The organism is Bacillus paralicheniformis, from assembly GCF_002993925.1.
Classification (GTDB): domain Bacteria; phylum Bacillota; class Bacilli; order Bacillales; family Bacillaceae; genus Bacillus; species Bacillus paralicheniformis.
In genome coordinates this window covers 1,798,677-1,810,479 of the sequence record NZ_CP023665.1, presented here as the reverse complement: position 1 = coordinate 1,810,479, position 11,803 = coordinate 1,798,677, and the positions used below count along the sequence as shown (strand labels likewise).

Below are 11,803 nucleotides of genomic sequence, written 5' to 3'. Positions count from 1 at the left end.
GACCAATCGGACTATTCCCGCTCATGTTGAGATCAATGTGTTTTACACGTTTCGTAAAGGCCTTTTTCCTTCAGCACTTTAATCAATGTTTCTCCCATAACAGAAGGCGTTTCAGCCACTTCGATTCCGCAGGCGTTCATCGTTTTGACCTTTTCGTCCGCCGTTCCTTTTCCTCCGGAAATGATGGCGCCGGCATGCCCCATACGCTTGCCAGGAGGCGCTGTTTTTCCTCCGATGAAACCGACGACAGGTTTGGTCATGTTGGCTTTCACCCATTCGGCCGCTTCCTCTTCAGCTGTTCCGCCGATTTCGCCGATCATGATTACCGCATGTGTATCAGGATCTTCATTAAACGCCTTCAGCACATCGATGAAGTTTGTCCCGTTGACAGGGTCTCCGCCGATGCCCACTGCCGTTGACTGGCCGACTCCTGCTTCTGAAAGCTGATGAACCGCTTCATATGTAAGGGTTCCTGAACGCGACACAACGCCGACATGGCCTTTTTTATGGATATATCCGGGCATGATCCCGATTTTACACTCCTCAGGCGTAATGACTCCTGGACAGTTCGGACCGATGAGCCTTGTTTTCTTGTCTTCCATATACCTTTTAACTTTTACCATATCCAGCACCGGAATGTGCTCAGTAATACAGATGACAAGATCAAGCTCAGCATCTGTCGCTTCCATAATCGCATCGGCTGCAAAAGCCGCAGGAACGTAAATGACAGACGCATTTGCCCCGGTCTGCTTTACAGCCTCTTCGACCGTGTTGAACACAGGCACCCCTTCAACCTCTGTTCCGCCTTTGCCCGGTGTGACTCCGCCGACAATTTTCGTTCCGTATTCAAGCATCTGCTTTGTGTGAAACAAAGCGGTTGAACCCGTTATCCCCTGAACAATGACTTTTGTGTCTTTATTAATAAATACACTCATTTTGGTCCCCTGCCTTTCTTACTTCACTAAGGATACGATTTTCTGCGCGCCGTCAGCCATTGATTCCGCAGACGTAATATTGAGTCCTGAATCATCGAGGATCTTCTTGCCGAGATCGACATTGGTGCCTTCAAGGCGAACGACAAGCGGCAATGTCAGACCGACTTGTTTCGTCGCTTCAACAACACCTTCTGCAATGACGTCGCATTTCATGATACCGCCGAAAATATTGACAAAGATCCCTTTGACGTTTTGATCAGACAAAATGATCTTGAACGCTTCCGTTACCTTTTCAGCTGTCGCGCCGCCTCCAACGTCAAGGAAGTTGGCCGGTTCCCCTCCGTAGTGCTTGATAATGTCCATGGTCGACATCGCAAGCCCCGCTCCGTTGACCATGCAGCCGATGTTTCCATCGAGCGAAATATAGCTTAAATCATACTTGGATGCTTCGATTTCCTTCGGATCTTCTTCATCGAGATCTCTGTACTCCAAGATGTCTTTTTGTCTGTATAGCGCATTGCTGTCAAAGTTCAGCTTGGCGTCAAGGGCCATGACTTTTCCATCACCTGTGACGACGAGCGGATTGATTTCAGCAATGGAACAGTCTTTTTCAGTAAACGCCTTGTACAATCCCATCATAAACTTAACAGCCTGGCCGACAAGCTCTTTCGGGATATTGATGGCGAAGGCGATTTTTCTCGCCTGGTAACCCTGCAGTCCGACAGCCGGATCGATCACTTCTTTGACGATTTTTTCCGGCGTTTTTTCAGCGACTTCTTCAATTTCCGTGCCGCCTTCTTCGGATGCCATCAGCACGATGCGTGAAGTCGCCCTGTCAAGAACCAGACCGACATAGTATTCTTTTTTGATATCGCAGCCTTCTTCAATAAGTAAGCGTTTTATTTGCTGGCCGTCAGGACCCGTCTGGTGAGTGACAAGCGTCTTCCCCAACAATTCATCCGCATAGGCTTTGACTTCTTCTTTTGATTTTGCAATTTTAACCCCGCCAGCTTTACCGCGTCCGCCGGCGTGAATTTGAGCTTTCACGACATAAACCGAGCTGGACAGCGCTTCCGCTGCTTTGACCGCTTCATCTGCTGTAAATGCCACTTTACCTTCCGGAACAGCCACTCCGTATTGTCTGAGTACTTCTTTCCCTTGGTACTCATGGATATTCATTTCCCATCCTCCTAACTTATGTAGCAAAAATAAAAATAGACTGCGCTTTCATTTTATATAATCATAGATCGATTGTCTAGGTTTCGATGAGAAATCGTAAAATCCTTCTAAACATTCACACTTTTATTTTATTAAAAATATAAAATTAATAGAGGAAACGGCTTTTTTTCAAAAGTCATTCCCTCTTTTTCAATTTTTCATCAAGCGTATAGACGAATGAAAAGATCTCGGCGACGATTTCGTAAAGCGCTTCAGGAATGTGATCGTCAAGCTCCAAGTGGCGCATTAATTCGACAAGCGTCGCATCTTCCTGAATCGGAACGCCGGCTTTCTGCGCCTCTTCAATGATCTTCTCCGCCGTGTATCCCGATCCTTTGGCAACCACCTTCGGCGCCTTATCCTTCATTTCATCGTAGTGAAGCGCAACAGCTCTTCTTAATGGAACAGATTCTTCCTTCATATTTTCACATCCACTGCGCTCTCTGTAATTTGTTCAAAGCGGGCGTCCAGAAAAGGAGCAAGCTTCATGTTTTCCCGTTTTTTTGCTGTGACGCCTGACAAGCTGTAGCCCAGTTCTTTCAGATTTTCCTTTAAAGCGGGGACCAGCGGTTCAAGCAAAGGCTCCAAGTTGAATCCTGTTTCAATTGTAACCGTCATGACGTTTTGCTGGATTAAACAATCGATCACCGTCTCTTCCAAGGCCTCCAACTGAAGGTAAAACATAAGGCGGCACTGGGAAGGGTCGATCTTTCCGTCGTCCTTTTTCTGCCCTTTTAAGAAAACGGTCAAATCCTGAACGCCGTTTTTTGAAAACAAAGGGTACGACAGAAAAAGCTGGCTCTGGGCAGGCTGATCATTTTGCAAAAACAGCTGTCCGTTTAAACGGTGAAAGATTTGATCAGCTTCCTGTTTTACAGGAGCGGGAAGATCGGAAGCATGCCTCATTTCATTCAGCACGAGCTTTAAAGATTGAAGGCCCTGATCTTTGAGAACAGCGCCGTTTTCCATCGCTCTCAACAATGAGAGTTCATCTCTGACGCCTAAAAGGTCTTTGATCTTGAGGAGAACGGAAAATACATCGGCTTTATTCGTTAATGCAGGTGCTGTTTCTTTCATGATATGCTGCAATAATTCCGTCTCTTTTGGCGTGAATCCGCCCGGAACGGCCGGAGCTTGTCCTAGAGATCCGCTCGATTCAAGCGCTCTGATGACGCCTGCCGCTTCTTTTACAATATGCGTCCCGTTCGTTTCGGCTTGTGCCGCCAATTTAGCGAGCAGGTCTTTAGCTGCCGCGATTTCTGCTTTTTGCGGCTGCTGCTGAACAGCTTTTGCTTCTTGTCCTTGGGTGCCGCCGGCGTCAGCTTTTTGCAAAGGATTCCCGATTTCTGACTGAACCTGCGGCTTTAATGGCTGAACGCCCTGCAGTTCTCCTTTTTCTAGCGACCTGACGTGTTCTGCAAGCTTTTGAATCAGCCTTTCGGCATGCACCTCGGTCTCCGCTTGTAAAACAGGCAAAAGCGCCTGCTTCAGCTTTTCCATGCCTGCGGATTGCTGAGTGGCGTTCGTGATCATATCAAATGTTTTGGCAATCTGCTCGTTCAGCGGTACGGGGTTTTTGACGGCCAAAATCGAATCGAGCACGCCGGGATGGACGGGAAGTTCGCGTTTAAGAGCGAACATGACGGCATCGGCGCCTTTTTGGGCGTCAGACTTCGGCAGATTTTCAAGCCACTTGATGGCGGCTCTTAAATCGTTTTCCCTGATCGGCTGCTGCTCCTTCAGCAACGCTCCGACCAGAAAGACAGCTTCCTTCGTCCGCTTCAGAGAAAGCCCGTTCAACAGCTTAAAAGCGGCATCCTGCACTGTCTTCGGGTTTTTGTCAAACGCTTCAACGACCTGAAGGCGGCCTGTCGCTTCATCAGGCTTCTTTTCATACGAAAACCAGTAATGAGCGCCCGCTTTCAGGGGTGCCTCAAGCTTCCCCTGCCATTTCGTATTGCCGATTTGTATTTCGGCGAACTGCTCGCTGATAAAGCGGAGCACTTTGCCGAGCATCAGCCTTTTCTGATCCGTCTCCGTTCCGCTGATCCGCTGGAGAGGATCAGCTTGTTCAAATTGTTTTCTTAAGCTGTTATGTACATCGTTCAGCATCATCAAAGTCATTCTTCCTCCAGAACGTTATTCATGTGCTTTAACAGGGGCGAACGATCTTCGGTGTATCGGCGACGGGCCGTATTTGGCAAGGGCATGCAGATGCTCTTTTGTTCCGTAGCCTTTATGCTTTTCAAAGCCGTAGAGAGGATACTTTGCGGCGTATTCATCCATCAGCCTGTCTCTCGTCACTTTTGCGATGCATGCGCCTGCCGCTATCGATGCGCTTTTTGCATCCCCTTTAATGATCGATGACTGCTCTGTATCGACTGCAAGCGACATGGCGTCGATTAGAAGATAATCCGGAGCGACGTCCAGCGCTTGGACCGCTTTCAGCATCGCCGCTTTCGAGGCTTCATAAATATTCAGCTCATCGATCTCATCAGCGTCAGCGATCCCGACGCCGACTGCTGCGGCTTCTTCCATAATGTATGAATAATAGTCTTCTCTTTTTTGCTTTGACAGTTTTTTCGAATCTGTCAGCCCTAATATTTCACAGTCTTCTTTGAGGATGACAGCGGCGGCAACAACAGGCCCTGCGAGAGGCCCTCTGCCCGCCTCGTCGATTCCGGCGATATATTGATAGCCCCGCGCTCTCAGCGACCGTTCGAAAGACGTCATCACCTGCCACTCTTCCTGCATGGCCGAAAGCCTTTCATTTTTCTTCAGCCAGGCGTCGACAAGCGCTTGGACGCTTTTTCGCCCATCATTTTTGCACTGCTCTATAAAAGGGTCTTTTTCATCACTCACCGATTGAAGATGTTCTTTAATTTTTTTGACGGTTAATGTTTTCACTTTCTCTTCTCCCCTAATGTTCTTATCGGCGCATCTCCTGCAAAAATAAAGGCCCGCTCTTTTAAAAGCGCGCCTTTTTACATATCCTCCGGCTTTTCAAAAGAAAGCGGACCGAACTTTTCGGTGCGGATATCGCGGATGATGACTTCTGTCGTCTTGTCGTAATTGATCTCGCCTCCGGCCATGAGACAGCCGCGTTTTTTTCCGATCTCATCAAAAAGCGCTGCAATCTCTTCTGGAATCTCTTCCAGATCATAGCGCTTTTTTAAGCGCTCAGGGTAATTCTCTTCCAAAAAGCGCAAACCGTAGACGGCGACATCCTGCAAGTTGATAATCGAATCTTTAATTGCACCTGTTGCCGCAAGCCTCAGCCCGACAAGCTCGTCCTCAAACTTCGGCCATAAAATCCCCGGGGTATCGAGAAGCTCGAGCTCTTTTCCGACCTTCACCCACTGCTGCGCCGTTGTGATCCCGGGTCTGTCGCCCGTTTTGGCGATGTTTTTTTTCGCCAGCCGGTTGATTAAAGTCGATTTGCCGACGTTCGGAATGCCGACGATCAACGCTCTGATCGCGCGCGGCTTTACACCTTTTGCTTTCATTTTATCAAACTTTTCTTTCAGCAGCTCTTTTGAAGCGGGAAGAATTTGATTGAGCCCCTGTCCGTTGACCGAGTTGATGGCGAGAGAAGGAATCCCGTCTTTTTCAAAGTGCTGCTTCCAAGCCTTCGTCACGGAGGAGTCCGCTTTATCCGCCTTGTTGAGCAGCATGATCCTCGGTTTGTTTTTTAAAATCTCTTCAATCATCGGGTTTCTTGAAGACATCGGAATTCTGGCGTCGACCAGTTCGTATACAATGTCGATCAGCTTGAGTTTCTCCGTTACTTCCCGCCTCGCTTTGGCCATATGCCCTGGGAACCATTGGATCACCATTTGTCTGACACCTACTTTCTGTTATTGCTATTCTTTTAATGGTGTGGTGCATTTATACTTGTTTGACAAAAAAAGAGCTTGTTATGGTTAACAAGCTCTTTTCGTTCGTTATCTTTATCGTCTGATTTCTTTAATACGAGCCGCTTTTCCACGAAGTTCGCGCAGGTAATAAAGTTTCGCACGGCGTACTTTACCATGACGGACAACTTCGATTTTCGCGATTTTCGGTGTGTGCAATGGGAATGTACGCTCAACTCCGACACCGTAAGAAATCTTACGAACTGTGAAAGTTTCGCTGATTCCGCCACCACGACGCTTAATCACGACACCTTCAAAAACCTGGATACGCTCACGGTTACCCTCGACAACTTTAACGTGTACACGTAAAGTATCACCAGGACGGAACGCAGGCAAATCAGTGCGCAATTGTTCTTTTGTGATATCTTCAATCAATTTTTGCATCGTCTTCAACTCCTTCCAACAGATGCTCTTGCGCGAGTTAACCGGCACAGCGGAACATCGTTTTCAAACTTAAACGAGCGTTCCCGTTCAAGTCACAAGTAGTATCATACCACACCTTTTTTCCGGGTGCAATAGAATCTACCGGTTTTTCCATTCAGAAATCCATTTTCGCTCTTCTTCAGATAAAGGATAGTTTTCCAGAAGGTCGGGCCGCCTTAAAAAAGTGCGCCTGAGAGACTCCTTCCGCCGCCATTCTTTGATTTTCGCATGGTTCCCGGATGTCAGAACGTCCGGCACCTTCAGGCCTTTATAATCTGCCGGCCGCGTATAATGAGGGTGTTCAAGAAGCCCCGTGCTGAAAGAGTCTTCAAGGTGCGATTCTTCCTTGCCGAGCACGCCCGGCAAAAGCCGCACAACACTGTCTGCGATCATCATCGCCGGCAGCTCTCCCCCTGTCAAAACGAAATCTCCGATCGAAATTTCGTCTGTAGACAGGTGCTCTCTGATCCGCTCATCATACCCTTCATAATGCCCGCAAATGAACATTAAATGCTCTTCCTGCGCCAGTTCTTCAGCCTTCTGTTGGGTATAGCGTTCCCCTTGGGGGCAGACGAGGATGATTCTCGGAGACCCTTCGGCTTCAGCTGTCAGCTTTTCGACCGCATCAAAGACAGGCTGCGGTTTCAGCACCATTCCTGCTCCCCCGCCGTATGGATAATCATCAACGGTTTGATGCTTGTTGTCGGAAAAGGCCCGAAAGTTCACCACGCGAAAGTGGACAGCGTCCTTATCCTGAGCTTTTTGCAGGATCGACGAGCCGAGCACACCTTCAAACATTTCCGGAAAAAGCGTTAAAAAATCGATTTTCATTCGTCAAGTAACCCTTCCATGATATGAATCTTGATCGTTTGATCCGCCACATTAATCTCTTTGACAACGGCGTCGATATAAGGGATAAGCGCGTCTTTCTTTCCCGGTCTGGCCACGACCCAGACATCGTTGGCGCCCGGCGTTAAAATTTCTTTGACCTTGCCGATTAAATCCCCGTCTTCCGAAAAAACATCGCAGCCGATGATTTCGTGAAAGTAGTACTCGTCTTCCGCCAACTGGCTTAATTGGTCTTCGGGAACTTTAATCAAGGCATTCTTTAAGTTTTCGGCTTCGGTGAGCGTTTCAACCTCTTTAAACTGCAAAAGGTGGAACTGTTTATGAAGCCTGTGGGCGCTGACGGTCACCTTGACAGGCTCGTCTGTTCCTTCACGGAACAAGTAGAGCGCGTTTCCGGGCTTGTACCGTTCCTCAGGAAAATCGGTTCTTGAAATGACGCGGACTTCGCCTTTTACCCCATGAGTATTAACAATTTTCCCTACATTAAACCATTGTTTCAGCATTTCTTCACCTCGGACGAATTTCAATGACGATCCCGTCTTTAATCACGATTGTTTTTCCCGTCGTCATATCATGCCAATTATCCCCGACTTCAATGTCCATTAAAGCGTCGATTTCTTTTTCCTTTACTTCGCTGCCAAGCGGCAGTGTATGGATTTGATTGATTTGAAAAACGATCATTTTAATCTTGTCCTGACGTTTTTCAATTTCTTTTTTAAATGATTCAGTCGCTGCCGGATTGTGGTGTTCCTTTTCGTGCTTCCTGAGCTGAAAATAGAGCTGGTTGCATTCGCGCTCAAGGATTTCCTTTCGTTCTTCAAAAGAAGCCAGCAGCTTTTTTTTGCTGTTTTCAGTCAAAACCTGCATAACGGTAACACGTTGGATAATTTGCATGGCATCATCACCTACTGTCCCGTGATTTTTCCTTTCCCTGAAATCCGGCAGCCTGGCATAAGCTGACAATCGGAATCGTTCATCTGTTTCTATTTTTCTTACATGTTAAAAAAGGGGGAGGTTTTCACCCTCTCCCCTTAGTCTGCGATCTCAAGTTGAACTTTCTTAGAAGACTGTGCGCCTGCCGCAAATACGACAGAGCGTATCGCCCTTGCAGTGCGCCCTTTTTTGCCGATGATCTTGCCGGTATCCTCTCTGTTGACAGACAAGCGGAACATCGTCCGCTCTGGATTTTCCTCTCTGAAAACCTGAACGTCATCCGGATGATCCACAAGCGGTTTGACCAGTGATACAATCAGCTCTTCCAAGTGCAGATCACTCATTATTTGCTTTGTTTAGCGTTGTGGAATTTTTCCATAATGCCTTCTTTAGAGAACAGGTTGCGAACCGTGTCAGATGGTTTAGCTCCTGTTTGAAGCCATTTAAGCGCAAGCTCTTCGTCAATTTTGACTTCCGCTGGTTTTGCAACCGGGTTGTAAGTTCCGACTGTTTCGATGAAACGGCCGTCACGCGGTGAACGAGAATCTGCTACAACAATACGATAGAAAGGAGATTTTTTTGCTCCCATACGTTTTAAACGAATTTTTACTGCCATTTTACTAGCACCTCCGAAAATATTTCAACAAGATAGTATATTAACAATGATAAAAGTGTTTGTAAAGTGTTTTTTCTTAACAACGTTTTTATCATCTGAAAACAGGTTTACATGAAGGGCAGTTTAAACCCTTTTTTCTTGCCTTTTGTCATGTTTGTCATCTGTTTCATCATTTTTTTCATTTCTTCAAATTGCTTTAAAAGACGGTTGACTTCCTGTACGGATGTCCCGCTTCCTTTCGCAATCCGTTTGCGCCTGCTTGCATTGATGATCTCAGGCTGCTCTTTTTCCTTCCCGGTCATCGACTTGATGATGGCTTCGATATGGCTGAGCTGTTTTTCATCAACCTTAACGTTTTTTAAGCCTTTCATTTTGCCTGCGCCGGGCATCATTTGAATCAGATCTTCAAGCGGCCCCATATTGCGGACCTGTCCGAGCTGTTCCAAAAAGTCGTCGAGCGTAAAGCTCATATTTTTCATTTTTTGCTCGAGTTCTTTCGCCTTTTCTTCGTCTACGTTGGCCTGGGCTTTCTCGATAAGGGTGAGCACATCGCCCATTCCGAGAATTCGCGAGGCCATCCGTTCGGGATGAAACGGCTCCAGTGCATCAAGCTTTTCGCCCATTCCGGCAAATTTGATCGGCGTGTTGGTCACGGCGCGGATCGACAAGGCCGCCCCGCCTCTTGTATCACCGTCAAGCTTCGTCAGAATGACACCCGTCACACCGAGCTGTTCGTTGAAGCTTTTGGCAACATTTACCGCATCTTGACCCGTCATGGAATCAACGACAAGGAAAATCTCTTCCGGCTGAGCTGTTTCTTTTACCTGCTCAAGCTCATCCATCAGGTCTTCATCAATGTGAAGGCGTCCCGCCGTATCGATGAGAACGTAGTCATGATGATCTTCTTTCGCCTTTTCGATGGCCTGCTTGGCAATCTCAACCGGACTGACCTTGTCACCCAGTGAAAATACCGCCATATCGAGCTGTTTGCCGAGCGTTTCCAGCTGTTTGATAGCCGCCGGGCGGTAGATGTCTGCTGCCACGAGCAGCGGGTTGCGGTTATGTTTTTTGCGAAGCAGGTTGGCGAGCTTTCCGGTCGACGTCGTTTTACCGGCCCCTTGCAGACCGACCATCATGATGACGGTCGGCGGACGCTTTGCAGCGGCAATCTTGCTTTCCTCGCCGCCCATCAGCTCCGTCAGTTCTTCTTTTACCACTTTAATGACCTGCTGTCCGGGCGTCAGGCTTTTCATGACGTCTTGTCCGACAGCTCGTTCGCTTACCTTTTTCACAAAATCTTTCACGACTTTAAAATTGACGTCCGCTTCAAGGAGCGCTAAACGGACTTCGCGCATCATGTCTTTGACGTCTTGCTCCGTTACTTTTCCTTTTCCGCGGATTTTTGAGATCGTTTGCTGCAGTCGGTCGGCTAATCCTTCGAATGCCATATTAAGTGCCGCCTCCTAATCTAATTTCTCAAGCGCGTCGATCAGGGATTCCGCTTCGGGCTGACCGTCAGTCAGCTTTCTCAGCTCTTCAAAAATCTTATTGCGCTCTTGAAATTTTTTAAACAAAAGTAGCTTTTCTTCATATTGCTCAAGCATGGCTTCGGTCCGCTTGATATTGTCATAGACCGCTTGCCTTGAGACATGATATTCTTCAGCTATTTCGCCAAGGGAGAAATCGTCTAAGTAGTAAAGCGACATGTAGCTTTTTTGTTTTGATGTCAACAACGACTGATAGAAATCGAATAGGTAATTCATTCTCGTTGTTTTTTCAAGCGTCATGAGACTCTCCCCTTTGTTAAGTCAAATCCCTTTACGATACATTAGTTTACGCTGAAATATTTGATCTGTCAAGTTTTTATCTTGTCATACATGACGGCGAAAAAGAAAACCCCGGCGAAGGGGTTTTCCGCGCCTACTCTTCTTTCTCGATCAGATCGGAAAACAGGCCGTATACATATGACTCTGCTTCAAACGGCTGCAGGTCATCCATTTTTTCTCCCAGTCCGACAAACTTGACCGGAATCTGGAGCTCGTGGCGGATGGCGAGGACGATGCCGCCTTTTGCCGTTCCGTCGAGCTTCGTCAGCACGATGCCGGAGACATCAGTCGCTTTGGAAAATTCGCGCGCCTGTGTCATCGCGTTCTGTCCTGTCGTCGCATCCAGTACGAGCAGCACTTCATGAGGTGCATCAGGCACTTCGCGCTGAATCACGCGCTTTACCTTTTCGAGTTCTTTCATTAAGTTCACTTTATTTTGGAGACGTCCTGCCGTGTCGCAAAGCAGAACATCGGCGCCGCGCGCTTTCGCGGCTTGAACGGCGTCATAGATAACGGCCGCAGGGTCCGAGCCTTCAGCCTGTTTGACGACATGCGCGCCGACGCGCTCTCCCCACACTTCAAGCTGATCGATCGCGCCGGCTCTGAATGTATCTCCGGCAGCAAGGACGACATTTTTGCCTTCTTTGATGAATTGATGGGCAAGCTTGCCGATCGTCGTCGTTTTGCCGACGCCGTTTACGCCGACGAATAAAATGATGTTTAAGCGGCCGTCTTCGACGCGGAGCTCTGCTGCTTCCTGCTCCCCGCCTTCATAGATTTCGACGAGCTTTTCAGAAATGACGGACTGAACCTCTTTCGGGTCCTGAATATTTCTTCGTTTGACCTCGCTTTTCAGTTCGTCAATCAGCTCCATCACCGTTGAAACGCCGACATCAGCGCTGATCAGAACCTCTTCAAGCTCTTCAAAAAAATCCTCGTCCACTTTCCGGTAGCGGGAGACAAGCTCATTGACCCGCTCCTGAAACGTATTTCTCGTTTTCGCCAGGCCTTCTTTAAATTTGCCTGAAACCGAATCGGTCTGCTGTGTGATTTTTTCTTTCAGTTTTTTAAAAAAGCTCATGTCCTGTA

15 protein-coding genes are annotated in these 11,803 nt (G+C 47.7%); all 15 read right to left on the bottom strand.

Annotated features, from left to right (window positions below; translation table 11 throughout):
• Positions 1–32 precede the first annotated feature (32 nt).
• The 15 genes from sucD to ftsY all read right to left on the bottom strand — a co-directional run bounded on the left by sucD (position 33) and on the right by ftsY (position 11,795).
• On the bottom strand, positions 33–935 hold the full coding sequence (gene sucD / locus CP943_RS09265) for a succinate--CoA ligase subunit alpha (RefSeq protein ID WP_020451379.1): 903 nt from the start codon (positions 933–935) through the stop codon (positions 33–35).
• Positions 936–953: 18 nt separating this feature from the next.
• Positions 954–2,114, bottom strand: coding sequence for an ADP-forming succinate--CoA ligase subunit beta (gene sucC / locus CP943_RS09260; protein ID WP_026579739.1), 1,161 nt, complete (start codon positions 2,112–2,114; stop codon positions 954–956).
• Between the two features lie 175 nt (positions 2,115–2,289).
• Positions 2,290–2,574: a FlhB-like flagellar biosynthesis protein gene (locus CP943_RS09255; RefSeq protein WP_020451377.1), complete on the bottom strand. Its 285-nt coding sequence runs from the start codon at positions 2,572–2,574 to the stop codon at positions 2,290–2,292.
• Entirely contained in the window at positions 2,571–4,268 is a 1,698-nt protein-coding gene (locus CP943_RS09250) for a hypothetical protein (protein WP_105981360.1), read from the bottom strand. The genes CP943_RS09255 and CP943_RS09250 overlap by 4 nt, the downstream gene beginning before the upstream one ends.
• Positions 4,269–4,292: 24 nt before the next feature.
• Positions 4,293–5,060, bottom strand: coding sequence for a ribonuclease HII (locus CP943_RS09245; RefSeq protein ID WP_020451375.1), 768 nt, complete (start codon positions 5,058–5,060; stop codon positions 4,293–4,295).
• 77 nt (positions 5,061–5,137) lie between these two features.
• The gene (gene ylqF, locus CP943_RS09240; RefSeq protein WP_020451374.1) at positions 5,138–5,989 is read right to left on the bottom strand and encodes a ribosome biogenesis GTPase YlqF; all 852 of its coding nucleotides are present in this window, start codon (positions 5,987–5,989) and stop codon (positions 5,138–5,140) included.
• 114 nt (positions 5,990–6,103) lie between these two features.
• Positions 6,104–6,451, bottom strand: coding sequence for a 50S ribosomal protein L19 (gene rplS, locus CP943_RS09235; RefSeq protein WP_020451373.1), 348 nt, complete (start codon positions 6,449–6,451; stop codon positions 6,104–6,106).
• A gap of 138 nt (positions 6,452–6,589) precedes the next feature.
• Positions 6,590–7,321 carry a tRNA (guanosine(37)-N1)-methyltransferase TrmD gene (gene trmD / locus CP943_RS09230; protein WP_020451372.1) on the bottom strand — a complete coding sequence of 244 codons (732 nt, stop codon included), beginning with the start codon at positions 7,319–7,321 and terminating at the stop codon, positions 6,590–6,592.
• Positions 7,318–7,842, bottom strand: a complete 525-nt coding sequence (rimM, locus tag CP943_RS09225; RefSeq protein ID WP_035338777.1) for a ribosome maturation factor RimM — start codon at positions 7,840–7,842, stop codon at positions 7,318–7,320. The genes trmD and rimM overlap by 4 nt, the downstream gene beginning before the upstream one ends.
• Positions 7,843–7,846: 4 nt before the next feature.
• Positions 7,847–8,233 carry a YlqD family protein gene (locus tag CP943_RS09220; protein WP_020451370.1) on the bottom strand — a complete coding sequence of 129 codons (387 nt, stop codon included), beginning with the start codon at positions 8,231–8,233 and terminating at the stop codon, positions 7,847–7,849.
• A 137-nt stretch (positions 8,234–8,370) separates the two neighbouring features.
• Positions 8,371–8,616: a KH domain-containing protein gene (locus tag CP943_RS09215; protein WP_023857213.1), complete on the bottom strand. Its 246-nt coding sequence runs from the start codon at positions 8,614–8,616 to the stop codon at positions 8,371–8,373.
• On the bottom strand, positions 8,616–8,888 hold the full coding sequence (gene rpsP, locus CP943_RS09210) for a 30S ribosomal protein S16 (RefSeq protein WP_006638197.1): 273 nt from the start codon (positions 8,886–8,888) through the stop codon (positions 8,616–8,618). Before rpsP ends, CP943_RS09215 begins: the two co-directional genes overlap by 1 nt.
• A gap of 107 nt (positions 8,889–8,995) precedes the next feature.
• A complete protein-coding gene (gene ffh, locus CP943_RS09205) occupies positions 8,996–10,336 on the bottom strand; it encodes a signal recognition particle protein (protein WP_105980931.1) in 1,341 nt (446 codons plus the stop codon).
• Between the two features lie 15 nt (positions 10,337–10,351).
• Entirely contained in the window at positions 10,352–10,675 is a 324-nt protein-coding gene (locus tag CP943_RS09200) for a putative DNA-binding protein (protein WP_020451367.1), read from the bottom strand.
• 133 nt (positions 10,676–10,808) lie between these two features.
• The gene (gene ftsY / locus CP943_RS09195; protein WP_020451366.1) at positions 10,809–11,795 is read right to left on the bottom strand and encodes a signal recognition particle-docking protein FtsY; all 987 of its coding nucleotides are present in this window, start codon (positions 11,793–11,795) and stop codon (positions 10,809–10,811) included.
• Positions 11,796–11,803: the final 8 nt, after the last annotated feature.